The following is a 23239-nucleotide window of genomic DNA, read 5'->3' as shown; positions in this document are numbered from 1 at the left end:
GCTCAGGCTTTCGGCAATGTGATCAAGAACGCCGCCGAGGCAATCGACGGATTGGAACAGAAGGATGGTTCGCACGGCATAATCCGGATTCAAGCCGGGCGCCAGAATGGCGCGATTCGCATCGACGTCATCGACAATGGCAAAGGCCTGCCGCGCGAAAATCGCCAACGGCTGCTCGAGCCCTATATGACCACGCGCGAGAAGGGCACCGGGCTTGGTCTCGCTATCGTCAAGAAGATCGTGGAGGACCATGGTGGCAGGCTGGAACTTCATGATGCGCCCGCGGACTTCCACGACGGGCGCGGCGCGATGATCAGCATCATCCTGCCGCCCGCTGCCGCCGTGGCTCCACGCGGCGAAAGCAGGACGGAAAACGAACGAGAAACTGAAAAGGTCGGTAATGGCGTCTGATATTCTCATCGTCGATGACGAGGAAGACATCCGTGAACTCGTCGCGGGCATACTGAGCGACGAAGGTCACGAAACCCGCACGGCATTCGATGCCGACAGCGCGCTCGCTGCTATAGCTGATCGCGCGCCGCGGCTGATTTTCCTCGACATCTGGCTGCAGGGCTCGCGTCTGGACGGGTTGGCGCTGCTCGACGAGATCAAGACGATGCATCCGACCTTGCCCGTGGTGATGATTTCGGGCCACGGCAACATCGAAACGGCGGTCTCCGCCATCCGTCGCGGCGCCTATGACTTCATCGAAAAACCGTTCAAGGCCGACAGGCTGATCCTCATTGCCGAGCGTGCGCTCGAGACCTCGAAATTGCGGCGCGAGGTTTTCGATCTCAAGCTGCGCAGTGGCGAAACCTTCGATCTGATCGGCATGTCGTCGGCGATGAGCCAGTTGCGCCAGACCATCGAGCGCGTCGCACCGACCAACAGCCGCGTCATGATCATCGGCCCGTCAGGCTCGGGCAAGGAACTGGCCGCGCGCGCCATCCACACGCTGTCGGCGCGCAAGAGCGCACCATTCGTGACGCTAAGCGCCGCCAACATCACGCCCGAACGCATGGAGATCGAGCTGTTCGGCACCGAATCGAATGGCGTCGAGCGCAAGGTCGGCGCGCTGGAGGAGGCTCATCGCGGCATCCTCTACATCGATGAAGTCGCCGACATGCCGCGCGAGACGCAGAACAAGATCCTGCGCGTGCTGGTCGAGCAGCAGTTCGAGCGGGTAGGGGGCACCAAGCGGGTCAAGGTCGATGTCCGCATCATCTCCTCGACCTCGCAGAACCTCGAAGCGATGATCGCCGACGGTCGTTTCCGCGAGGATCTTTACCATCGCCTGGCGGTTGTTCCGGTCATCGTGCCGGGATTGGCCGAGCGGCGCGAGGATATTCCCTACCTCGTCGACAATTTCATGAAGCAGATCGCCCGCCAGGCCGGCATCAAGCCGCGCCGCATCGGCGATGATGCGCTGGCCGTGCTGCAGGCGCACAATTGGCCGGGCAACGTTCGCCAGCTGCGCAACAATGTCGAGCGCCTGATGATCCTTGCGCGCGGCGACGACGTCGACGCGCCGATCACCGCGGACCTTCTGCCGGCCGAGATCGGCGATGTCATGCCGCGCACGCCGAATCAATCCGACCAGCACATCATGGCGCTGCCGCTGCGCGAGGCGCGCGAACAGTTCGAGAAGGATTACCTGATCGCCCAGATCAACCGCTTCGGCGGCAACATCTCGAAGACCGCCGAGTTCATCGGCATGGAGCGCTCCGCCCTGCACCGCAAGCTGAAGTCGCTGGGCGTCTGAGCGCGTCATATCCAGCCGCCGCGCCTGGGCCAAGCATTTGCCGGTTACGGCCGCAGTGGAATCGCATAAGAAAGCCCCGAGAATTTCCTAGAGGTTGCCCATGCCGCGCATTGCCTATGTCAACGGGCGCTATGTCACGCACGCCGATGCTGCCGTGCATATCGAGGACCGTGGCTATCAGTTCGCCGACGGCGTCTATGAGGTCTGCGAGGTGGCGCGTGGCTTTATCGTCGACATGCCGCGCCACCTGGCCCGGCTGAACCGCTCGCTGAGCGAATTGTCGATCGCCTGGCCGGTCACCTCTCACGTGCTGCCACTCATTCTGCGCGAAGTGGTCAATCGCAACCACGTCGCCAATGGCCTGGTCTACGTGCAGGTTACGCGGGGCGTGGCCAGCCGCGACTTCGTCTTCCCTTCCGCCGACACGAAGCCGGCCCTGGTGGTGACTGCCAAGAAGGCCGACCCTGCCGCTGGTGCAAAGCGCGCCGAGACTGGCATCGCGGTCATCACCGTGCCGGAAAACCGCTGGGACCGCGTCGACATCAAGACCGTCGGGCTGCTGCCCAATGTATTGGCCAAGCAGAAGGCCAAGGAAGCCGGAGCGCAGGAAGCCTGGTTCGTCGACGGTGAAGGCAACGTCAAGGAAGGCGGGTCGTCCAACGCCTGGATCGTCACCCGGGACGGCGTCCTGGTCACCAGGCCGGCCGAGCACGGCATCTTGCGCGGCATCACCCGCACGACCATGTTCGAAGTGGCGGCCAAGCTCGGCCTGAAGATCGAGGAGCGCGGCTTTTCCGTCGCCGAGGCCAAGGCGGCACGCGAGGCGTTCATCAGCTCCGCAACGACAATCGCCATGCCGGTCGTGGCTATCGACGGCGATACGGTCGCCAATGGACATCCCGGCTCAATAACACTTTCGTTGCGGCAGGCCTTTTTTGACATTGCGGAAAAAAGTCCAGCCTGATAACCGCACAGGTGGAATGAACATCAATATATCTCGTTCTGCTTGTCGTTACTGACGACAAGACGGTGTTTGCGAGCTTGACATGCGCCCGTTAATTTGGCGCATTGGCTTGCAAACCGAAGGGGATCGGCGAAAGACAAGAACAATGGCGGAACGATCGCAAAACCTTCAGGACCTGTTCCTGAATTCAGTTCGCAAGAGCAAGAACCCGCTCACCATCTTCCTCATCAACGGCGTGAAGCTGACCGGCGTGGTCACTTCGTTCGACAATTTCTGTGTGCTGCTGCGCCGTGACGGTCACTCCCAGCTCGTCTACAAGCACGCCATTTCCACGATCATGCCGAGCCAGCCGGTTCAGATGTTCGATGGCGAGGAAAGCCAGGGCGCCTGATTGGCACGTGAGAAAGACGCGGACGCCACCGTTCGCGGAAAACCAACACATCATCCCGGGACGGAAGCCAAGGGCCCGACCCGGGCCGTTGTCATTGTGCCCGTCCTTACCCGCCACCAGCGCAACGACGACGAGACCAACCGCCCGCGGCTGATGCGTTCGGCTGATGCTCGTCACGACGAGGCCGTTGGCCTTGCCCGCGCTATCAACCTTGATCTGATCCACACAGCGGTGGTGACCGTCAACGATCCGCGTCCGGCGACGCTGCTCGGCAGCGGCAAGGTCGCGGAGTTTGCGGAAATCGTCAAAGAGGGACATGCGGAAGTGGTCGTCGTCGACCATCCGCTGACCCCGGTGCAGCAGCGCAATCTCGAGAAAGAGCTGAACGCCAAGGTGCTGGACCGCACCGGGCTGATCCTCGAGATCTTCGGCGAGCGTGCACGCACCAAGGAAGGCACGCTGCAGGTCGAACTCGCCCATCTCAACTACCAGAAGGGCCGCCTCGTGCGCAGTTGGACCCATTTGGAGCGCCAGCGTGGCGGCGCCGGCTTCCTCGGTGGCCCCGGCGAAACACAGATCGAATCCGACCGGCGGCAGTTGCAGGAAAAGATCATCAAGCTGAAGCAGGAGCTGGAAACGGTGCGGCGCACGCGCGACCTGCACCGCGCCAAGCGCAGGAAGGTGCCGTTCCCGGTGGTGGCGATCGTCGGCTACACCAATGCCGGCAAGTCGACGCTGTTCAACCGGCTGACCGGGGCGGATGTGCTGGCGCAGGACATGCTGTTCGCCACGCTTGACCCGACGCTGCGTCGCGTGCGCCTGCCGCATGGCACGCCGATCATCCTCTCCGACACGGTCGGCTTCATTTCGGACCTGCCGACGCATCTGATCGCAGCTTTCCGCGCCACCCTGGAAGAGGTGGTCGAGGCCGATCTCGTGCTTCATCTGCGCGACATTTCCGATCCGGACACTGCGGCACAAGCGGAAGATGTCGAGCGCATCCTGGCCGACCTCGGTGTCGACGCCGGCGACGCCAAGCGCGTGATCGAAGTGTGGAACAAGATCGACCGGCTCGACGAAGGCAACCGGACCCGGCTGCTAGCAGACGGCGCCGATGCCAACAAGGCCCCGCCGATTGCGGTGTCGGCGGTGACCGGCGAGGGCATCGACGCGCTGAAGGCGATCATCGAAACGCGGATGGCGGGCGAACTCGAAGACCTCACCGTGACGATCGAGCCGGCACAGTTCGGCCTTGTCGACTGGCTTTACCGCAATGGCGATGTCGTTTCGCGAACCGACAATGACGACGGCAGCGCCACCATCTCGCTCAAGGCCACGCAAAGCGCCCGCGAAGAGATCGAAAGCCGATTGCGTCGTAAAAACAACGGGTAATCCGGAGCAATTCCAGGAAAAGTGTATAGCGGTTTTCCGTCCGGAATTGCCCGAAAGAGAGATTACTTCGCGGTCTTTGCTTCCTGCCAGAGCGCTTCCATCTCGGCCAGATCAGCCTTGTCCAGCGTGTTGCCGGCTTTCTCCAAGGCCTGCTCGACATAATGGAAACGTGAGCGGAATTTTTCGTTGGTGCCGCTCAGCGCCGCTTCCGAATCGAGCTTGAGGTGACGGCCGAGATTGACGACGGCAAACAGCATGTCGCCGAACTCGTCCTTGATCGAGGCGGTGTCGCCCTTGGCCAGTGCCTCGCGCAATTCGCCGATCTCTTCCTCGATCTTGTCGAGGATGGGCGCCGCCTCGCTCCAGTCGAAGCCGACGCGGGCGGCCTTCTCCTGAAGTTTCAGCGCCCGGGTTAGCGCGGGCAGGGCGACCGGCACGCTGTCCAGAAACCCCTTGCCGTTGTCTTCCGGATCGAGACCGCGCGCGAGGCGGGCGCTTCGTTTCTCCGCCTTCTCCTCGGCCTTGATCTTTTCCCACATGCCCTTGGCCATGCCGGCGCTGCGGGCTTTTTCGTCGCCGAAGACATGCGGATGGCGACGGATCATCTTCGTCGTGATGGCTTGCACCACGTCGGGGAAGGCAAACTCGCCGGCCTCCTCGGCCATTTGCGCGTGGTAGACGACCTGCAGCAGCAGATCGCCGAGTTCGTCGCGCAGATCGTCGAGGTCGCCGCGCGCGATGGCATCCGCCACCTCATAGGCTTCCTCGATCGTATAGGGTGCGATGGTCGAGAAATCCTGTTCGATGTCCCAGGGGCAGCCGGTCTTCGGCGCCCGCAGCGCCGCCATGATCTCGATCAGGCGCGAAATGTCTTTCGATGGCGTCATCTAGAGCTATTCCAGGAAAAGTGTGAAACGGTTTTCTGTCCGGAATTGCGTCAAAACAGTCTATCGGATGCTATCCCGCGACCGGCCGCGCGGCCAACGCTGTCAGCCGGCGCGGAAGCCTTGTCCACAGATGAGCCGCGTCAATCAAGAATCGAAACGATCGCCTTGGCGAGTTCGTCCATGCTGTCCTCGGGCAGTCCGGCGACATTGATACGGCTGTCGCCGACCATGTAGATGCCGTGCTCGGCACGGAGCCGTTCGACCTGCGCTTCCGTGAGGCCAAGGCGGGAGAACATGCCGCGATGGCTGGCAACGAAATCGAAGCGGTCTGAATTGGATTGCCGACGCAGCGCTTCAGCGAACTGCACCCGAAGCCTGAGCATGCGCAGCCGCATCTCTTCGAGCTCAGCTTCCCAGTCTGCACGCAAGTCGGCATCTTCCAGCACGATACGCACGGCCGCCGCACCATGGTCCGGTGGCATCGAATACATAGCGCGCGCCGCCGACAGCATCTGGCTCATCGCCACATCCGCCTGTGCGCCGTCCCTGGCCAGGATCATCGCTGCGCCGACGCGGTCGCGGTAGACGGCGAAATTCTTCGAGCAGCTCGAGGCGACGACCATTTCGGGAACTTTCGCGGCCAGCAGGCGCAAGCCGAGCGCATCGGCCTCAAGCCCATCGCCAAAGCCCTGATAGGCGATGTCGACAAACGGCAGCAGCTCGCGCTCGACGACCAGATCGGTAACGGCTGCCCACTGTGCCGCATCCAGATTGGCGCCGGTTGGGTTGTGGCAGCAGCCATGCAGCAACACGACGTCGCCGCTCTTTGCGGTCCGCAGCGCCGCCAGCATGTCGTCGAAACGAACGGCGCCCGAGGCGGCGTCGAAATAGGGATATTCACGGATCTGCAGTCCGGCGGCGCGCATCACCGGCATGTGGTTCGGCCAGGTCGGATCCGACAGCCAGATGGTTGCATCCGAGCGCGTCCGCTTCAGCAGTTCCGCCACCAGCCGCAGTGCGCCGGAGCCGCCGGGCGCTTGTGCGGCGCGGATGCGCGTCATGTCGGCGCCCGAACCGAAGGCGAGCTTGGCCATCACCGTGTTGAAGGCGGTATCGCCGGCAAGGCCGAGATAGGTCTTGGTGTCCTGACCCTGCAGCAGCCGCTTTTCGGCCTCGCGCACGGCGCGCATGACGGGCGTCTTGCCGTCGCGATCCTTGTAGACTCCGACGCCGAGGTCGACCTTGTCGGGGCGCGGATCAGCGCGATAAAGGCCGATCAGGGCCAGGATCTTGTCGGCGGGGGCGGGCTGCAGGGCTTCAAACATCGAAAATGGTTCCATTGGCGCGGCGGAGTGATACGCAAATCGGTCGCGTTTCGCCAGCGGTTTTAGCTAGGTGCTCCAGCCCGAGGCGGGGGTGCCGGGAAGCCTGCCCTGCCTGCTCCTTTCAGCTTTGCCTCGGCCAGCGGTCAGCCCCGCCGTGTTTCCCAGTCTGCCGCAACAGATAGACGACCGCGCCCAGCACCATCAAGGCCAGCCCGAACCATGTCAGGGCATAGGCCAGATGGTTGTTGTGGAACGAAACGACCGTCAGGCCGCCGACCGGCCACCCTCCCGGATTGGGCGTGGCATCGGCATCGATGAAATAAGGAGCGACCTGCCCGAGGCCTTGCGTCGTGGCGATCGCCTGCACATCGCGCGAATACCAGCGGTTGGCGGCCGGATCGTTGATACGCAGGAAGCCGCCTTTCGGTTCGCTGATGCGCAACGGGCCGCGAATCCCGGTGCGATCGCCCGAGGGCTTGCCTTCGAGGCGGGTTGCCGGATCGCGCTTGTCCGTCGGCACGAAGCCCCTGTTCACCAGAACCGTGAAGCCATCATCCGCTCGGAACGGCGCCATTACCCAGAAGCCACCGCCGAGATCGGTGACCGCCTGGACCAGGGTCTCGCGATCACCGAGAAACCGGCCCGTGACGGCAATCTGGCGATACTCGTCATCCCTGGCGTTGATCGCCGGCCAGGCCGAAGGCGCCGGGGCGGCCACAGGTGCCGCCTTGAGACGCTGGTCGACACGCTCGATCAGGTCGAGCTTCCAGACGCGGCGCTCCAGCTGCCAGATACCAAGCGCCGAGAACCCTGCGATGCCGATGGCTCCGCAAAGGCAAAGCATCAACAGCGTCCATCTCGAACGCGTAACCCTTTGACCGTCGCCTGTATTCGAAGGCGGTGTCGCCCGCGCCTGTTCGTCCAAAGCCAGGTCCCTCTCTCAGGGTATCTGACTCATGTCATGGCCGGGCATCATGTTGACGTTCAGATGGTACATGACCCAGAGCGAGCCCGTCAGCGCGATCATCACCAGGATGAGGGTGAAGATCAGCGCCATCATGGTCCAGCCGCTCTCCGACCTGGTGTTCATATGCAGGAAGAACACCATGTGGACGATGATTTGCACGACGGCGAAGGCCATGATGGCAATCGCCGACGCCATCTGATTGCCGAGCGCGTTGGTCATGACCAACCAGAAGGGAATGGCGGTCAGTACGACGGACAGGCCGAAGCCTGTCAGATAGCCGGCCAGCGAGCCGTGATCGACGCCGTGATGCGCGTGGCTGTGGTCGCTGGTGTCTGTTTGGTGCCCGGCGCTCATCGCAACATTCCCATCAGATAGACGAAGGTGAAGACGCCGATCCAGATGACGTCGAGGAAGTGCCAGAACATGCTCAGGCACATCAGGCGCCGCTGGTTCGCGGCGATCAGCCCATGTCTGGAGACCTGCACCATCAGCACAACCAGCCAGACCAGGCCGAAGGTGACGTGCAGGCCGTGCGTTCCTACCAGCGTGAAGAACGACGAAAGAAAGCCGCTGCGCTGTGGCGTCGCCCCCTCGTGGATGAAATGGGCGAATTCGTAGAGTTCGATGCCGAGAAAGGCGAGGCCGAACAGGCCGGTGATCACCAGCCACACCTGCATCGGCCTCACTCGCCCTTTCGCCATCTCCAGCATGGCGAAGCCGTAGGTGATGGAGGACAGCAGCAGCATGGTGGTGTTGAGCGCGACCAGCGGAAGATCGAACAGGTCCTTCGGCGCGGGTCCGGCCGCGTAGTTGCCACCGAGCACGCCGTAGACTGCAAACAGCATCGCAAAGATGAGGCAGTCGCTCATCAGGTAGATCCAGAAGCCGAGCATGGTGCTGCTGCCGCTCTCGGCATGGCCGTGGTCGTCTTCCAGGTGGAAGACCGTTTCGTCGATCACCGTGTCGGCGTGTGCCATGGTGCTCATCCCGCCTGGCTGGTGGCTGCGAGCAGGCGTGTCCGCTCGTCCTCGACGCGGGTGACGTCGCTGGACGGAATGTGGAAGTCCCGGTCGTAATTGAAGGTATGCGCGATGGCGTAGCCGATCAGAGCAACGAAGCTCACGATCGCCAGCCACCAGATGTACCAGATGAGCGCCACGGCAAGCACCACGCTCAACCCAGCCAGAATGACGCCGGCTCCGGTGTTGCGCGGCATGTGGATGTCGTGGAAGCCCGTCAACGGACGCTGGTAACCGCGATTCTTCATGTCCGCCCAGGTGTCGAGATCGTGGACGACCGGCGTAAAGGCGAAATTGTAGGCCGGGGGCGGCGACGAGGTTGCCCATTCGAGTGTACGCCCGTCCCACGGATCACCGGTGTCGTCACGAAGCTGCTCGCGCCGGCGCACGCTGACGAAGATCTGGATGAGGAAGGACAGGATACCAAGCAGGATCAGGAAGGCGCCAAAAGCGGCGATGATGAACCAGATCTGCAGCGAGGGATCCTCGAAGGTGCGTAGCCGGCGCGTTACGCCCATCAGGCCGAGGATGTACAGCGGCATGAAGGCGAACCAGAAGCCGACCACCCAGAACCAGAAGGACATCTTTCCCCAGAACGGATCGAGCCGGAAGCCGAATGCCTTGGGGAACCAGTAGCTGATACCGGCAAACAGGCCGAACAGCACGCCGCCGATGATGACGTTGTGGAAATGCGCGACCAGGAACAGGCTGTTGTGGAGCACGAAGTCGGCCGGCGGAACGGCGAGCAGCACGCCGGTCATGCCGCCGACAGTGAAGGTCAGCATGAAGGCGACTGTCCACATCATCGGCAGTTCGAAGCGGATGCGGCCGCGGTACATGGTGAACAGCCAGTTGAATATCTTGGCGCCTGTCGGGATCGAAATGATCATCGTGGTGATGCCGAAGAACGAGTTGACGCTCGCTCCCGACCCCATGGTGAAAAAGTGATGCAGCCAGACGAGATAGGACAGGATGGTGATGACGATGGTTGCGTAGACCATCGAGGTGTAGCCAAAGAGCCGCTTGCCGCAGAAGGCCGAGGTCACTTCGGAAAATATGCCGAAGGCCGGCAGGATCAGGATGTAGACCTCGGGGTGGCCCCAGATCCAGATCAGGTTCACGTACATCATCGGATTGCCGCCGAAGTCGTTCGTGAAGAAGTTGGTGCCGACATAGCGGTCGAGAGCCAGCAGGGCCAGCACCGCCGTCAGCACCGGGAAGGCGGCGACGATGAGCACATTGGTGCAGAGCGCGGTCCAGGTGAAGATCGGCATTCTCATCATGGTCATGCCAGGCGCGCGCATCTTGACGATGGTGCAGACGAGGTTCACGCCCGACAGCAGCGTGCCGACGCCCGCCACTTGCAGTGCCCAGATATAATAATCCACACCGACATCCGGACTGTAGCCGATGCCCGACAGCGGCGGATAGGCAAGCCAGCCGGTGCGCGCGAATTCGCCGACGAACAGCGACATCATGACGATGACCGCGCCGCCGACCGTCATCCAGAAGCTGAAATTGTTGAGGAACGGAAACGACACGTCGCGCGCGCCGATCTGCAGCGGGACGACGAAATTCATCAGACCCGTCACCAGCGGCATCGCCACGAAGAAGATCATGATCACGCCGTGCGCGGTGAAGATCTGGTCGTAATGATGTGAATTGAGATAGCCTTCCGAACCGCCGAAGGCCATCGCCTGCTGGAGCCGCATCATGATGGCGTCGCTGAAGCCGCGCAGCAGCATGACGATGCCGAGCACCATGTACATCACACCGATGCGCTTGTGGTCGACGCTGGTGAACCATTCGCGCCACAGATAGCCCCAGAGCTTGAAATAGGTCAGCGCGCCGACGAGGGCGATGCCGCCCAGCGCGACGACCATGAAGGTCGCGACCACGATGGGCTCGTGCAGCGGCAGCGACTCGAGTGTAAGCCGGCCGAAGATCGCCTTGAGAAGAGCAGGATTGTCGAACATGTCTTGCGTGGCGCCTCAGGAGTTGAAGGGCGACCGAAGCGTGCCGGTTGCGGAAGGTGACGGCAGTCGGATCGACAGGGGCAGTGGCCGTTGCAGACCGGCGCCGACTATCGGCGTCGAGGTCATCGGCGTGGCGGATTGATCAGCCTTCGAAGCCGCCAGTGCTTCTTCGGTCGTGCATATGCTGGCGACATAGGATGGGGCAGGGCCGAATATCGTGCCGCGGCGGGCGAACTTGTCGTACAGCAGCGGAAGGGTGTTGCGGATGCCGGCCATTCCCAGACCGCCCTTGGCATCGATCTGCGACATCTCGCTCATGCACATCTTGCCTGGCTCGACGCACATGTTGAGGATCGCCTTGTAGAGATCGGTATCCACCGCCGCATAGTGGCGCACGGGCTGGTTCTCACTGGGCTGTTCGAGTTCCAGATAGCCGTTTCGGTCGAGCTTGCCGCCGCCGTCCTTTGCCTTCGCGATCCATGCCTGGAAACCGGCATCGTCGAGGCCGTGGAACGCGAAGCGCATTCCCGAGAAGCCGGCGCCGCTGTAATTGGCTGAGAACCCTTCATAGTCGCCGGACTTGTTTATGACCGCGTGCAGCCTGGTTTCCATACCCGGCATCGCATAGATCTGGCCGGCCAGTGCTGGAATGTAGAAGGAGTTCATCACCGATGCGGAGGTGATGCGAAAGCTGATCGGCCGGTCGACCGGCGCAGCCAGTTCGTTGACCACGGCGACGCCGTATTCGGGATAGATGAACAGCCATTTCCAGTCGAGCGCGACGACTTCGACCTCAAGCGGGCGCACATCCAGCGGCAGCGGCTTGCCGGCCGCTACACGTCCGATCGGACGATAGGGGTCGAGCAGATGGGTGCCCATCCAGGTCAAGGCGCCCAGGCAGATGATGATCAGAAGCGGCACGGCCCAGATGACGAGCTCGAGATGGGTCGAGTGGTCCCAATCCGGCTCGTAGCGCGCCTCGCGGTTGGACTGGCGGTATCGCCAGGCAAAGAATATGGTGAGAGCCATCACCGGTATGATGACGATCAGCATCAGTGCCGTGGACACCATCAGCAGGTCGCGCTGCTGCGCGGCGACGTCGCCGGCCGGGTTCAGGACGACCATGCTGCAGGAGCCGAGCGATGCCGGCAGGGGCAGCAGGAAAAGGGTACGGAGACGGCTCAATGTATGACCTGTCGGTTGTTCCCCCCAGTGCTAACCGTACCGCGGCAATGAAGGCATTGGACAATTTGTCCAATGCCGCAATGACGCGGCAGGCGTCATCAAAGCACCTGGCCCGCGCACATGGCAAGCGATCGTATGAGACCGCGGCGGGGCGACGGAGAATGCTGTGAGCCCAACTTCGAAGATCGAAGCCGACGCAAGACGGATCAACGCGCGGCATCACGAGGTGAAGCCGGGCGAAATCGCCGTTGGCGTCATCATCGGCAGGACGTCGGAATTCTTCGACTTCTTCGTCTACGCGATCGCTTCCGTCATCGTTTTTCCGAAGCTCGTATTTCCTTATGCTGACCCGTTGACCGGCACGCTCTACTCCTTCGCCATCTTCGCGCTTGCCTTCATCGCGCGGCCGATCGGGACGGCGATCTTCACCGCGCTCGACCGCGCCTACGGCCGCAGCGCCAAACTCACCATCGCGTTGTTCCTGCTGGGGACCTCGACGGTCTCGATCGCCTTCGTGCCCGGTTACGACCAGATCGGCCAGGCTTCGGCCTGGCTGCTGGCCATGTTCCGGATCGGTCAGGGACTGGCGCTGGGCGGGACATGGGACGGACTTGCCTCGCTGCTGGCGTTGAATGCGCCCGAAAAGCGCCGCGGCTGGTATGCCATGATCCCGCAGCTGGGCGCGCCACTCGGGCTCATCGTTGCCAGCGCCCTGTTTGCATATTTCGTCGGCAACCTGTCGGCCGAAGACTTCTTCAGCTGGGGCTGGCGCTACCCGTTCTTCGTCGCCTTCGCCATCAACGTCGTCGCCCTGTTCGCGCGGCTGCGCATAGTGGTGACGCCGGAATACACCAAACTGTTCGAAGGCCAGGAACTGGAGCCGACCTCCGTCCGCGAGACGTTGCGCGCCGAAGGGCGCACTGTCGTGCTCGGCGCCTTCGCGCCACTGGCGAGCTTCGCCCTGTTCCACATGGTTACGGTGTTTCCTCTGTCCTGGATCTTCCTGTTCACGCGCGAGGGACCGGGACGGTTCCTGGTCATCGAGACGATCGGAGCCTTCTTCGGCCTGGCGGCAATCGCGATCTCGGGCCTCGTCGCCGACCGCGTCGGACGCTGGCCCTTGCTTGGAGGCTCGGCGGTGGCCATTGCCGTGTTCAGCGGTTTCGCGCCACAGCTGCTCGATGGCGGCTTCGTCGGTGAGTCCGTCTTCATGGTCTTGGGCTTCGTCCTGCTCGGCCTGTCGTTCGGCCAGTCTTCGGGAGCACTCGCCTCGAACTTTTCAAAGAACTACCGCTATACAGGTGCTGCGCTGACCTCGGATCTCGCCTGGCTGTTCGGTGCCGGCTTCGCGCCCATTGTCGCCCTGTTCCTGTCCGCCCACTTCGGGCTGATCTCGTCAGGCGCCTATCTGTTGTCGGGAGCGCTATGCACGCTGCTGGCGCTGAGGCTCAACCAGCGCCTGGATCGGACGCCCGCTTGAGCGACCTGCTTGGCCAGGGCTGGGGACCTCCCGGCCCAATGACGCTGCACGACAAGACCAACAAGCAGAATTTCCTGCTTCTGATTCAACTGCGCTGGATCGCGGTCGGTGGTCAGATCGTGACGATCCTGTTCGTCCGCTACGCGCTTGGCATCGGGCTGCCGCTGGTGCCGATGGCAGTGGTGATCCTGCTGCTGATCGCTCTCAACGTCGCCAGCCTGCGTCGGCACAGCAGCCAGGACGCGATCACCAACACCGAGCTGTTTCTTGGACTGCTGCTCGACGTCACCGCGTTGACGGTCCAGCTTTACCTGAGCGGCGGCGCGTCCAATCCCTTCATTTCGCTTTACCTGCTCCAGGTCATCCTGGGCGCGGTACTGCTGGAGACATGGTCGGTCTGGGCGCTTGTCCTCATTGCAAGCACGTGCTTCATCGCGCTGACCACCTTCTACCGTGAGATCAGCCTGCCCGCCGCACACGGTGCCGGGCTGTTCAGCCTGCACATCCAGGGCATGTTCATCTGTTTTGTCCTGGCGGCAACGCTTCTGGTGCTGTTCATCACCAGGGTCCAGAACAACATTCGCACCCGCGACGCCCATCTTGCGGATTTGCGACAGCAGTCGGCGGAGGAGGCTCACATCGTCAGGATGGGCCTGCTCGCCTCTGGCGCCGCGCATGAACTCGGCACGCCGCTGGCCACGCTTTCCGTCATCCTCAACGACTGGCAGCGCATGCCGGCTCTCGATGCCGATCCGGATATGGCGCAGGAAATCCGGGAGATGCAGGGCCAGTTGGACCGTTGCAAGAAGATCGTTTCGGGAATCCTGATGTCGTCGGGCGAATTGCGCGGCGAAGGCACGGTTCGCACCTCCGTCGACGCCTTCCTGGCGGAGTTGGTGGCCGAATGGAAATCGACACGGCTGCCGCAAGGCTTCGAATACACCAGGCGTTTCGGCGCCAACCAGGAGATCGTCTCCGATCCCGCGCTCAAACAGGTGATGTTCAATGTACTGGACAACGCACTTGAAGCGTCGCCTCTATGGGTCGGGTTGATCGTCAGCCGCCACGCGGACGATCTCATCGTCGAAGTTGTCGACCTGGGACCGGGATTTGAAGAAGCCATGCTTGCTGAATTCGGCAAGCCCTACACGTCGACCAAGAATCGGCCAGGTAGCGGGCTCGGCCTGTTTCTGGTCGTCAATGTCATCCGCAAGCTGGGGGGTACCGTCACCGTAAGAAACAGAACCGAGGGGGGAGCTTCGGTCACGTTGCATCTGCCGCTGGCTGCTCTGTCTCCGAGAGGGCACAATGCCGACTAAACGCACGCTGTTGATCGTCGAGGACGATATCGCCTTTGCCAACGCGCTGCGTCGGTCTTTCGAACGGCGTGATTACGAAACGCATGGCTGCCGGAGCGTCGACGGCGTGCATGCGCTGATCGGCACCGTTGCCTTCCAATATGCCGTCGTCGATCTCAAGCTTGCCAGCGGCTCTGGCCTGGAATGCGTCAGGGCGCTGCACGAACACGATCCTGAAATGCGGATCGTCGTGTTGACCGGCTTTGCAAGCATCGCCACCGCTGTCGAGGCGATCAAGCTCGGCGCCTGCCAGTATCTCGCCAAGCCTGCCAACACAGACGACATTGAAGCGGCTTTCGGCCAGGTCGAGGGCAATGCTTCGGTGCCGCTCGCCGAGCGACCCACCTCGATAAAGAACCTCGAATGGGAGCGCATCCACGAGATGTTGGTAGAGGCCGACTTCAACATTTCCGAGACAGCACGACGGCTGGGCATGCACCGCCGGACACTGGCGCGGAAGCTGGAGAAGAGGCGTGTGAAGTAAGGCACGGTCTACGGGCATCGCATATTGTGGCGATACCAATGATGACATTGATGCGGCAACAATCGTTGTATTCGAACGATGTCCTCCAAAGGGAAAAAATTGGCAGGGCAGGGATTAAAATCCCCACATGCTCCGTAAACAGGACATGAAACCGTCGATGCCACGCTTTGACATCATAGGACAGCTCGGTTCGCTGCGCCGCTATGCGCGCTCGCTGACGCGCGACAGCACCGACGCCGAGGATCTTGTCCATGACGCGCTGGTGCGCGCTTATGAGCGGCGCAGCACGTTCCGCTCCGGCGGAAACCTGCGCGCGTGGCTGCTGTCGATCGTCCACAACACCTTCATCGACAAGATGCGGTCCCGCAAGTCCGAAGCGTCGCGCCTCGAACAGGCTGGATACCTGGCCGACGGCAGCACGCCGGCACCGCAGGAGCATTCGGTGCGCCTGGCGCAGGTGCGCCAGGCTTTTTTCAGCCTGCCGGAAGAACAGCGTTCAGCGCTGCACCTCGTCGCCATCGAAGGCCTCTCCTACCAGCAGGCCGCCGATGCCAGCGGCGTGCCGCTCGGCACGCTGATGTCACGCATCGGCAGGGCGCGCGCCGCACTGCGCGAGATGGAGGAACCGGCGAAGGCAAAAAACCACCTCAGGATCGTTGGAGGCCCGTCATGACCGCAACTGTCGATCCCGTGACGGATATCGACCTCGACGCCTATGTCGACGACCAGATCGACGTCACCCGCCGCATCGAGGTCGAGGCATTCTTGTCCGCTCGCCCGGAGACAGCGGCGCGCGTGATGTCGGATCTCAGGACCCGCGATGAACTGCGCGTGGCGCTTGCCGGCTCCAAGGGCATGGCACGGCCCGCGACCGCCGATGCCGCGCGGCGGCTGGAGAGGGGGCTTGCCCGCGGCCGCATCTTCGGTGTGCTGCAGCGCGCCGCGGTGGTTGCTGCCTTCGTCGCCGCCGGCTGGCTGGCGAATGGCATCATCGGGCCGATGTCGGTGACCAAGGTCGTCGCCTCGCCGCAGCCGCCCGCCTATGTCGACGAGGCGGTGCAGGCCCACAGGACGACGCTGGTGCGCGAGAGCATGCCGTCGCAGCCCGAAGCGCCCAATTACAATGCCGGCGAGATTCGCGCTGCGACCGCCATCGTCATGCCGTCGCTGCCCAAGGACTGGAAGGTTCGCGACGTGCAGATCTATCCGTCACGCTTTGGGCCGAGCGTCGAGATGGCGGTCGAGACGAAAGACATGGGGCTGGTGTCGCTGTTTGCGATCCGGCCTGGAACCTTCGACGTCGTCAAGCCGACGATCGCGCCCTCGGGCGATATTTCCTCGGCCTATTTCCAGATCGGCGAGGTCGCCTATGCGGTGGTCGGACGAAGCGAGGTCCGTGACCTCGACCGCGCCGCCGAGACGCTCGCCAAGACGCTTTACTGATCGATCCACAAAGGAGAACGCAAATGAACACCCCCAATCTGGGATATCGCGTCGGCGCCGGCGCCCAAACCGGAGCCATCTTCGATGAGGGCCTGCGCCAGCACATGCTGCGCGTCTACAACTACATGGGCGTCGGCCTGGTGGTCACCGGCCTCGTCGCCTTCATGATCTCATCGACGCCGGCGCTCTACGTGCCGATTTTCTCCAGCCCGCTGAAATGGGTGGTGATGCTGGCGCCGCTCGCCTTCGTCATGCTGTTCTCGTTCAAGATGCAGACCATGTCGGCGGCGAGTGCCCAGGCGATGTTCTGGGCCTTCTGCGCGGTCATGGGCCTGTCGCTCGCCTCCGTGTTCCTGGTCTTCACCGGAACCAGCATCGCGCGCACCTTCTTCATCGCCGCCACCATGTTCGGCGCCACCAGCCTCTACGGCTACACGACAAAGCGCGACCTGACCCAGTTCTCGTCGTTCCTGATCATGGGCCTGATCGGCGTGGTGATCGCCAGCATCGTCAACATCTTCCTCGGCTCGACCGCGCTGCAGTTCGCCATCTCGGTGATCGGCATCGCCGTGTTCATCGGCCTGACCGCTTGGGATACGCAGACGATCAAAGAACAGTATGCCGAGAATTTCGATGCGGAATCGCGCCAGAAACTTGCCGTCTTCGGCGCCTTCTCGCTCTATCTGAACTTCATCAACATCTTCCAGCTGCTGCTGAATTTCACCGGCGAACGCGAATAACGACTATCCGCTGTGGGCAAGAGCGAGGGTTATTGCTCTTGATGCGGAGAGGTGGCCGGAGGGAGATCCTCCGGCCACAATTCGTTCCTGCAGAACCCGGCTGCACCTTGAGTCCCCAAGAGCTTTTGCTAGTCTGCCCACCGCGCCGGCCTTCACGACCCGCGAGGAAATGTGGCACAGGACAGCCAAACGCTTCATGGCGACGATATCTCGGCGACCATCGTCGCGCAGGGCGCGGAACTGATTTCGCTGCAAGACGCGCACGGATTTGAATTCCTGTGGCAGGCGGGGCCAGAATGGCGGCGGCACTCGCCGGTGCTGTTCCCGATCGTAGGGCGGCTGGCGGGCGATCATCTGCGCCATCGCGGCCGGACCTATCCAATGACGCAGCACGGGTTTGCGCGCGACAAGCCGTTTGCCTGGGCGCAGAAGGGGCCGCGATCCTGCACGCTGGTGCTCACTGACGACGCCGACACCCGGGCGCGCTATCCGTTCGCCTTTCGGCTTGAAGTGACCTACACGCTGGTCCGCCAGCAGCTTGATGTGACTTTCGATATCACCAACACCGGCGATGAGCCGCTGCCGGCATCGATCGGGGCGCACCCGGCATTCAATTGGCCCTTGCTGCCGGATCTGGCCAAGACGGATTACCGGCTGATTTTTGCCGACGACGAGCCGGCGCCGATCCGCCGCCTTAAGGACGGACTGCTGCTGAAAACGCCACAGCCGACGCCTGTCGAAGGCAACATCCTCCCGCTCTCAGAGCGGTTGTTCGACGAGGACGCCGTGATCATGGACCAGCCCGCCAGTACCAGCGTGCGCTATGCCGCTAAGCTTGGCCCGGCTCTGGAGATGTCCTGGCATGGAGTTCAGGAGTTGGGCGTCTGGTCAAAGCCGGGCGGCGCGCCGTTCCTGTGCATCGAACCTTGGCACGGCATTGCAAGCCCGGTGGATTTCGATGGTGAGTTCATCGACAAGCCTGGCGTGATGTTGATCGCGCCGGGTGCAAGGCGCGTGATGAGCTATCAGATACGACTGCTGTGACGTTCCTGATCGGCAGATCCGGCCAAACCGGGAGTGCCCAATGAAGCTGTACTTCAGCCGCAATCCCAATCCTCGATTGGCGGTCGCGGTCGCACGCTATCTCGAAACGAAAGTGGACTTTGAATTCGCTTCGCCATTCGCTGCCGGGCAAATGGAGAAATTTCGCCGGTTAAATCCCAATCTCTCACTGCCCATCCTTGTGGATGATGAGGGAAAGAGCCTCTGGGAGGCAGACGCCATAGCCTGCAGGCTCTCGCGCGACGCGCATTCGGATTTCTGGCGCACCGGCGATGACGAACCGGAGATGATCCGCTGGCTCAGCTGGGGCAAGGAGCACTTCGCACTCGCTTGCGACACGGTGCATTTCGAACGTGGCACCAAACAGCGGTACGGCATCGGCCCGATCGATCAGAAGCGAGTGGAGGAGGGCCTAGACCGATTCCATACGGCTGCGGCAATACTCGATGCCGTGCTTGCCGAGCGGCAGTGGCTGGTCGGGAATTCGGTTTCCCATGCCGATTTTCGAATGGCGACCTTCCTGCCGTTCAACGATGCCGCCAGATTGCCGCTCGACGATTATTCCTCTGTCAGCCGCTGGTACCGCCGGCTTGAAGACATCGACGCCTGGCGTGACCCTTTCAAGGGGATGGATGCACCCGAATTACCGCCGGTGCCGCAAACGGCTGTCGCGGACCAGCGGTGAGAATGCGCGCGAGGAACCGCGCGGCAAGCCGAGTCTACCAAGGCACTGATGTGTGGGGGATCGGATGAAGATCTATGTCCTGAGCGTGGTCGAAGGACAGGAATGGGGCCTTCCTCGACAGGCGGACGACTACCAGCTGTTTTCGATGCTCTGCGGCCGGAAGCAGACCCAATGGCATCCGCCCGGGATGGAGATCCTGCGCGAACAGGACGACGGTACGCTCCGGCAATATTCAGATTTTCCATGGCTTGGCGAGCATGTGCTCATCCTGCGGGCAAGGGCGTTGAAGTTGCTTCGGCCTACCCTCGAACCGTACGGTGAATTCCTGCCGCTTCGTGCTGACGAGCCAATATCGCTCTTCAATGTCACCACCGTGATCGATGCGCTGGACGAGGAACGTTCAAAGATCGTTCGCTTTGACGATGGCGGCATAATGGTGATCGAAAGCCTCGCCCTTCGAGCGGACGCAATCGGCGGTATCGAGATATTCAAGCTGCCCGAGCGTGCCGACGGGGTGCGAATATCCGATATCTATCTGCAGGAGACGATCGTACGCCGGATCGGGGAGCTTGGGCTCAAGGGCATTGCTTTCAACTTGGCCTGGAGCGACGAGCCGGCCGGACAAGGCAGGATCGAGTACCCAGGTGTGGAAAAGGGCATTTCAACCGCAAGCTCGCTCGCGCGCTTTTGGGCCGGTCTGCGGCGAAAAGCAGGGTTTTGATATCAAGCCTGCCGGACGACGGCGCCGACCACATTGACGAGAAGGCGCGCGGCGGTCAGCGCTGACAGGCCGTCAATATCGGCCGGAGGATAGAACTCGACAAGGTCGAATCCTGCGATCCGGGCCCGTCTGCCGAGGCCGGCGATCAGGTCGATCACCTGCGTGTAGGTGAGGCCGCCGGGTGTACGCGCCGCCACGCCCGGCATAATGCTTGGATCAAGGCTGTCGCAGTCGAGGGTGACGACGACCCGCGCGCCTTCCGGAATATGCCGAAGCGCGGCTTCGACGCCCTGGGCATGAACCTCACGGGCGGTCACGAAGCGGCTGCCATAGCGCCGGGCGGCTTCGATTTCGGTGATGCGCGCGCTGCCGACGCTGCGCAGACCGACCTGCACCATGCCGGCGACATGCGGCATCTCGCTCGCCCTGCGCATCGGGCTCGAATAGCCGTGGCGTTCGCCATGAACCTCGTCGCGCCAGTCGATATGGGCGTCGATCTGCAAGACCCAGACTGGCCCGTGCTCCGCAAAGCCGGCGAGGAAGGGAATGGTCATGGAACAGTCGCCGCCAATCAGGATCGGCACAGCCGGCAACGTCAGGATCTCGCGCGTTTTTGCCTCGATCCTGGCCCGGTTGCCGGCATTGTCATGCATGGTGGTCAAGATATCGCCGGCGTCGATGCAAGAGACCGGCTTGCCGTCGAACAGCGGGCCGCCAAGATCGAAATCCCAGTGCTCGACGAACGCGGCATCGTCCTGGCTCGCAGCGCGGATGGCATCCGCCGCCAAGGCGTGGCCGCTGCTTTCCTTGCCGGGATAGGTGCTGGCGTGACCGGCCCCGAAGATCACCGCACGGGGCACCCGGCCGTCTGCGAGGCGGTCGGGAAGGCCGAGAAAGGGAGGCGAGGGGGTCATGCCTTGATGGTCCTGATGATGGCTTGGCGCACGCGGATCGGGGTGCGGCTAGGTCAAGCGCCTAGGCTTCAGCTTCGTGTGCCCGATTGGGTAAGCCCAATAAACTCTAAAACGATCGAGATCGAGCGCCCACGAGGTGTTTCAAATTTGGGCCAATGGGCATTGGCGGCGGCATGGGCCGATTTCGAGACGACATAGAGACTTGCGCGCCGGCGATGACGTTGGGGCGGGCTTGGATCGGCAGGCGCGATCCCGAAATTTCCAGTACGTGACGAGAATGAACCTTTGGCTGGCCGCCCGGTAGCGGAACCAGGCGGGGTTCACGTTGTTACCACAGCGGGCGACTGCCGGTTGCCGGATTAGGAGTCATCGTTTCATGACCAATGGTCCATTGCCTGAAAACGTCCTGGTCTCGCTTCCCAAGATCGATGCAAAAGCGGCGCCGACGCTCAAAAATGCCGAGGCGGAGGTATTTTACACGGAAGCAATCCGCGAGCTTACCGCCACCGACATACCCTTTCTGGTCGCCGGAACCTACGCGGTAAGCGCTTATACGGGTGTCACCCGCCAGACCAAGGACCTCGATATCTTCTGCAAGGCAGGCGACTACGCGCGGATTCTCGCCCATTTCAAGCAGCTTGGATATGCCGTCGAAATCGAGGACGATCGGTGGCTCGGCAAGGTGTTCAAGGGCACGCATTTCTTCGACGTCATATTCGGCTCGGCCAACGGCATGATGCCTGTTGGCGACCTGTGGCTGGAACACGCCCGCCAAACCGAGCTGTTGGGCAGCAGGGTGCGGATCATCGGACCGACCGAACTCATCTGGTCCAAATGCTTTATCCAGGACAGAGGCCGACACGATGGCGCCGATATCGCTCATACGATTCTCAAGGCGGGCGATCAGATCGATTGGCACCGGCTGCTTTCTTACCTGGAGGTTCACTGGGAGGTTCTGTTGATGCAGCTTATCAATTTCAGATGGATCTATCCGAGCGAGCGCGATCATATCCCGGCGTGGTTGCTCGATGAATTGCTCGACCGCCTCGCCAAGCAACGGCAATTGCCGTCTCCAAGGATGAAGATCTGCCGTGGGCGGCTGCTTTCGCAAACCGATTACGAAATCGACGTCAAGGAATGGGGCTTCGCCGGCGTCGGGGGAGTGGGAGAATTCCGTGATGGCTGATCCCGTCAAGAGCAGCGCGCCCAAGGAGGGCGCACGCGCGCTCAAAGTTGCCGCGATCGGGGATCTTCATGTGCGGGAAGATGCGCAAACCTCGTATCGAGACCTGTTCGGAGAGATATCGAGCGAAGCGGACATTCTCGTTCTCACAGGAGATCTGACCAATCTCGGCAAGCCTCGAGAAGCGGAGATGCTGGCCGAGGATCTGCGCAACTGCTCCATCCCGGTTGTGGCGGTGCTCGGCAATCATGACTATGAGTCTGGTGCGGTGGAAGACGTCACGAAGATCCTGCGCCAAGCGCATGTTCACCTCCTCGATGGGCAGGCAGTCGAAATTGAGGAGGTCGGTTTTGTCGGCGTGAAGGGATTCATAGGCGGCTTCGGGTCGCGCATGCTCGGCTCATTCGGTGAACCGGCGATCAAGACGATGGTCGCGGAAAGCGTGAACGAGGCAATGCGGCTTGAAAATGCGATGCGCCAGGTGCGGGCCAAGCGCACGCTGGTGATCCTCCACTACGCGCCGATTGCCGACACCGTCGCGGGAGAACCGCCGGAGATATTTCCGTTTCTAGGCTCTTCACGCCTGGCCGAAACGATCGATCGATTCCGGGTTAGTGCTGTCGTGCACGGTCATGCACATCGCGGTTCTTACGAAGGTCAAACACCTGGCGGAGCCAAGGTCTACAACGTCGCCATGCATGTGGCCAAGCCTGGCGGCCGCCCCTACGCCTTGCTCGAAATCTGATGCCAACGGGCCTGCGCCGCCGATATCCATTGGCCTGGACTCAATTGGTGGCGTTGATCGACTTCGCCAACTCTTCCAGCTTGCGGGGATCGTTGCCATGACGGCGCACCAGTTCGCGAGCCTGCCTGGAGGGCAAATCGGTCGTGGCGGCCAGCTGTCGCACCTGCTGATCGTCGATGGCGACCTGCGGCAATGTATGGTCGATATTTCCTTCCTTGTCCTTCATCACGCTTCTCCTTGATCGCTTGTCGACGACAACGGCTCGAAAATCCGACCGGTTCCGAACGATCTGCAACTTTTGCGCCGGCATGCGTGTGCGCACGCCTGCTTTGAGGGCGCAACGATCAAAACGGCTGGATTCTGCCAGGAACCATGCCTCGGCGGACGAGTTGTTCCGACTGAACGGAGATAGTTAGATGCCACAGCCAAGACAGCCAGACCCAAATCGCGATATGCCCGTGCCGCCTCCAACATGGAAGCCCGAGCCGATCGAGGAACCCGAACCGGAAAGGCTTCCGGACGAGACTCCGCTCCCCAACCCCGATGAGAATGAGGA

At 62.1% G+C, this 23239-nt stretch carries 25 protein-coding genes; 16 read left to right on the top strand and 9 right to left on the bottom strand.

The annotated features are described in order from the left end of the window. The 5 genes from EN943_RS18745 to hflX form a co-directional block, all read left to right on the top strand. Positions 1–411, top strand: a 411-nt coding sequence (locus tag EN943_RS18745; protein ID WP_127414109.1) for an ATP-binding protein, incomplete at its 5' end; no start/stop codon positions are given. Next, positions 401–1762 carry a sigma-54 dependent transcriptional regulator gene (locus EN943_RS18740; protein WP_127414108.1) on the top strand — a complete coding sequence of 454 codons (1362 nt, stop codon included), beginning with the start codon at positions 401–403 and terminating at the stop codon, positions 1760–1762. The genes EN943_RS18745 and EN943_RS18740, both read left to right, overlap by 11 nt. 100 nt (positions 1763–1862) lie before the next feature. Beyond that, positions 1863–2726, top strand: a complete 864-nt coding sequence (locus EN943_RS18735; RefSeq protein WP_127414107.1) for a D-amino-acid transaminase — start codon at positions 1863–1865, stop codon at positions 2724–2726. 145 nt (positions 2727–2871) lie between these two features. Continuing rightward, the gene (gene hfq, locus EN943_RS18730; RefSeq protein ID WP_006202172.1) at positions 2872–3117 is read left to right on the top strand and encodes an RNA chaperone Hfq; all 246 of its coding nucleotides are present in this window, start codon (positions 2872–2874) and stop codon (positions 3115–3117) included. After that, on the top strand, positions 3118–4509 hold the full coding sequence (hflX, locus tag EN943_RS18725; RefSeq protein WP_127414106.1) for a GTPase HflX: 1392 nt from the start codon (positions 3118–3120) through the stop codon (positions 4507–4509). A gap of 62 nt (positions 4510–4571) precedes the next feature. On the opposite strand, the gene mazG is transcribed toward hflX, so the two are convergent. From mazG to cyoA, 7 genes are all read right to left on the bottom strand, one after another. Continuing rightward, positions 4572–5396, bottom strand: coding sequence for a nucleoside triphosphate pyrophosphohydrolase (gene mazG / locus EN943_RS18720; protein WP_013531500.1), 825 nt, complete (start codon positions 5394–5396; stop codon positions 4572–4574). 140 nt (positions 5397–5536) lie between these two features. Continuing rightward, positions 5537–6721, bottom strand: a complete 1185-nt coding sequence (locus EN943_RS18715; protein ID WP_127414105.1) for an amino acid aminotransferase — start codon at positions 6719–6721, stop codon at positions 5537–5539. 121 nt (positions 6722–6842) lie between these two features. Next, complete coding sequence (locus EN943_RS18710; protein WP_127414104.1) at positions 6843–7565, bottom strand: SURF1 family protein; 723 nt, start codon at positions 7563–7565, stop codon at positions 6843–6845. A 96-nt stretch (positions 7566–7661) separates the two neighbouring features. After that, positions 7662–8042: a cytochrome o ubiquinol oxidase subunit IV gene (gene cyoD, locus EN943_RS18705; RefSeq protein ID WP_127414103.1), complete on the bottom strand. Its 381-nt coding sequence runs from the start codon at positions 8040–8042 to the stop codon at positions 7662–7664. Then, complete coding sequence (gene cyoC / locus EN943_RS18700) at positions 8039–8665, bottom strand: cytochrome o ubiquinol oxidase subunit III (RefSeq protein WP_127414102.1); 627 nt, start codon at positions 8663–8665, stop codon at positions 8039–8041. The genes cyoD and cyoC overlap by 4 nt, the downstream gene beginning before the upstream one ends. 5 nt (positions 8666–8670) lie before the next feature. Beyond that, positions 8671–10683: a cytochrome o ubiquinol oxidase subunit I gene (cyoB, locus tag EN943_RS18695; protein WP_127414101.1), complete on the bottom strand. Its 2013-nt coding sequence runs from the start codon at positions 10681–10683 to the stop codon at positions 8671–8673. A gap of 15 nt (positions 10684–10698) precedes the next feature. Then, the gene (gene cyoA / locus EN943_RS18690) at positions 10699–11868 is read right to left on the bottom strand and encodes a ubiquinol oxidase subunit II (RefSeq protein ID WP_127414100.1); all 1170 of its coding nucleotides are present in this window, start codon (positions 11866–11868) and stop codon (positions 10699–10701) included. 166 nt (positions 11869–12034) lie between these two features. On the opposite strand from cyoA, the gene EN943_RS18685 reads away from it, so the two are divergent. The 9 genes from EN943_RS18685 to EN943_RS18645 all read left to right on the top strand — a co-directional run bounded on the left by EN943_RS18685 (position 12035) and on the right by EN943_RS18645 (position 19841). Next, positions 12035–13348 carry an MFS transporter gene (locus tag EN943_RS18685; RefSeq protein WP_127414099.1) on the top strand — a complete coding sequence of 438 codons (1314 nt, stop codon included), beginning with the start codon at positions 12035–12037 and terminating at the stop codon, positions 13346–13348. Beyond that, positions 13345–14667, top strand: a complete 1323-nt coding sequence (locus EN943_RS18680) for an ATP-binding protein (protein WP_127414098.1) — start codon at positions 13345–13347, stop codon at positions 14665–14667. The genes EN943_RS18685 and EN943_RS18680 overlap by 4 nt, the downstream gene beginning before the upstream one ends. Beyond that, the gene (locus EN943_RS18675; protein WP_127414097.1) at positions 14657–15190 is read left to right on the top strand and encodes a response regulator transcription factor; all 534 of its coding nucleotides are present in this window, start codon (positions 14657–14659) and stop codon (positions 15188–15190) included. Before EN943_RS18680 ends, EN943_RS18675 begins: the two co-directional genes overlap by 11 nt. A 157-nt stretch (positions 15191–15347) precedes the next feature. Beyond that, positions 15348–15863, top strand: a complete 516-nt coding sequence (locus EN943_RS18670; RefSeq protein ID WP_245270293.1) for a sigma-70 family RNA polymerase sigma factor — start codon at positions 15348–15350, stop codon at positions 15861–15863. Next, entirely contained in the window at positions 15860–16633 is a 774-nt protein-coding gene (locus EN943_RS18665) for an anti-sigma factor (protein WP_127414096.1), read from the top strand. Before EN943_RS18670 ends, EN943_RS18665 begins: the two co-directional genes overlap by 4 nt. A gap of 23 nt (positions 16634–16656) precedes the next feature. Beyond that, positions 16657–17373, top strand: coding sequence for a Bax inhibitor-1/YccA family protein (locus tag EN943_RS18660; RefSeq protein ID WP_023812012.1), 717 nt, complete (start codon positions 16657–16659; stop codon positions 17371–17373). Positions 17374–17544: 171 nt separating this feature from the next. After that, a complete protein-coding gene (locus tag EN943_RS18655; RefSeq protein WP_127414095.1) occupies positions 17545–18417 on the top strand; it encodes an aldose 1-epimerase family protein in 873 nt (290 codons plus the stop codon). Positions 18418–18457: 40 nt separating this feature from the next. Beyond that, complete coding sequence (locus EN943_RS18650) at positions 18458–19120, top strand: glutathione S-transferase family protein (RefSeq protein ID WP_127414094.1); 663 nt, start codon at positions 18458–18460, stop codon at positions 19118–19120. A 64-nt stretch (positions 19121–19184) separates the two neighbouring features. Further along, positions 19185–19841 carry a DUF1629 domain-containing protein gene (locus EN943_RS18645; RefSeq protein WP_127414093.1) on the top strand — a complete coding sequence of 219 codons (657 nt, stop codon included), beginning with the start codon at positions 19185–19187 and terminating at the stop codon, positions 19839–19841. 2 nt (positions 19842–19843) lie between these two features. On the opposite strand, the gene EN943_RS18640 is transcribed toward EN943_RS18645, so the two are convergent. Beyond that, positions 19844–20755, bottom strand: a complete 912-nt coding sequence (locus tag EN943_RS18640) for an agmatinase (protein ID WP_127414092.1) — start codon at positions 20753–20755, stop codon at positions 19844–19846. 376 nt (positions 20756–21131) lie between these two features. On the opposite strand from EN943_RS18640, the gene EN943_RS18635 reads away from it, so the two are divergent. Both EN943_RS18635 and EN943_RS18630 read left to right on the top strand, forming a co-directional pair. Then, positions 21132–21941 carry a hypothetical protein gene (locus EN943_RS18635; protein ID WP_127414091.1) on the top strand — a complete coding sequence of 270 codons (810 nt, stop codon included), beginning with the start codon at positions 21132–21134 and terminating at the stop codon, positions 21939–21941. After that, positions 21934–22683: a metallophosphoesterase gene (locus tag EN943_RS18630; protein ID WP_127414090.1), complete on the top strand. Its 750-nt coding sequence runs from the start codon at positions 21934–21936 to the stop codon at positions 22681–22683. The genes EN943_RS18635 and EN943_RS18630 overlap by 8 nt, the downstream gene beginning before the upstream one ends. 40 nt (positions 22684–22723) lie before the next feature. Here the strand turns inward: EN943_RS18630 and EN943_RS18625 are convergent, their stop codons facing one another. Then, the gene (locus EN943_RS18625) at positions 22724–22909 is read right to left on the bottom strand and encodes a hypothetical protein (protein ID WP_127271064.1); all 186 of its coding nucleotides are present in this window, start codon (positions 22907–22909) and stop codon (positions 22724–22726) included. Positions 22910–23239 lie beyond the last annotated feature (330 nt).

This window comes from Mesorhizobium sp. M7A.F.Ca.US.006.01.1.1 (genome assembly GCF_003997935.1).
Classification (GTDB): Bacteria; Pseudomonadota; Alphaproteobacteria; order Rhizobiales; family Rhizobiaceae; genus Mesorhizobium.
The sequence above is the reverse complement of the archived record's forward strand: the minus strand, read 5'-3'. Positions and strand labels throughout refer to the sequence as shown.

Excerpts from the sequence above, each read along its gene's own strand:
- EN943_RS18710 (WP_127414104.1), bottom strand. The coding sequence starts at position 7,565 with ATGCTTTGCCTTTGCGGAGCCATCGGCATCGCAGGGTTCTCGGCGCTT.
- EN943_RS18650 (WP_127414094.1), top strand. The coding sequence starts at position 18,458 with ATGAAGCTGTACTTCAGCCGCAATCCCAATCCTCGATTGGCGGTCGCG.
- cyoD (WP_127414103.1), bottom strand. The coding sequence starts at position 8,042 with ATGAGCGCCGGGCACCAAACAGACACCAGCGACCACAGCCACGCGCAT.
- cyoC (WP_127414102.1), bottom strand. The coding sequence starts at position 8,665 with ATGGCACACGCCGACACGGTGATCGACGAAACGGTCTTCCACCTGGAA.
- EN943_RS18735 (WP_127414107.1), top strand. The coding sequence starts at position 1,863 with ATGCCGCGCATTGCCTATGTCAACGGGCGCTATGTCACGCACGCCGAT.
- EN943_RS18675 (WP_127414097.1), top strand. The coding sequence starts at position 14,657 with ATGCCGACTAAACGCACGCTGTTGATCGTCGAGGACGATATCGCCTTT.
- EN943_RS18635 (WP_127414091.1), top strand. The coding sequence starts at position 21,132 with ATGACCAATGGTCCATTGCCTGAAAACGTCCTGGTCTCGCTTCCCAAG.
- EN943_RS18660 (WP_023812012.1), top strand. The coding sequence starts at position 16,657 with ATGAACACCCCCAATCTGGGATATCGCGTCGGCGCCGGCGCCCAAACC.
- hfq (WP_006202172.1), top strand. The coding sequence starts at position 2,872 with ATGGCGGAACGATCGCAAAACCTTCAGGACCTGTTCCTGAATTCAGTT.
- EN943_RS18715 (WP_127414105.1), bottom strand. The coding sequence starts at position 6,721 with ATGTTTGAAGCCCTGCAGCCCGCCCCCGCCGACAAGATCCTGGCCCTG.
- mazG (WP_013531500.1), bottom strand. The coding sequence starts at position 5,396 with ATGACGCCATCGAAAGACATTTCGCGCCTGATCGAGATCATGGCGGCG.
- EN943_RS18625 (WP_127271064.1), bottom strand. The coding sequence starts at position 22,909 with ATGAAGGACAAGGAAGGAAATATCGACCATACATTGCCGCAGGTCGCC.
- cyoB (WP_127414101.1), bottom strand. The coding sequence starts at position 10,683 with ATGTTCGACAATCCTGCTCTTCTCAAGGCGATCTTCGGCCGGCTTACA.
- EN943_RS18665 (WP_127414096.1), top strand. The coding sequence starts at position 15,860 with ATGACCGCAACTGTCGATCCCGTGACGGATATCGACCTCGACGCCTAT.
- EN943_RS18670 (WP_245270293.1), top strand. The coding sequence starts at position 15,348 with ATGCCACGCTTTGACATCATAGGACAGCTCGGTTCGCTGCGCCGCTAT.
- EN943_RS18630 (WP_127414090.1), top strand. The coding sequence starts at position 21,934 with ATGGCTGATCCCGTCAAGAGCAGCGCGCCCAAGGAGGGCGCACGCGCG.
- EN943_RS18740 (WP_127414108.1), top strand. The coding sequence starts at position 401 with ATGGCGTCTGATATTCTCATCGTCGATGACGAGGAAGACATCCGTGAA.
- EN943_RS18640 (WP_127414092.1), bottom strand. The coding sequence starts at position 20,755 with ATGACCCCCTCGCCTCCCTTTCTCGGCCTTCCCGACCGCCTCGCAGAC.
- EN943_RS18645 (WP_127414093.1), top strand. The coding sequence starts at position 19,185 with ATGAAGATCTATGTCCTGAGCGTGGTCGAAGGACAGGAATGGGGCCTT.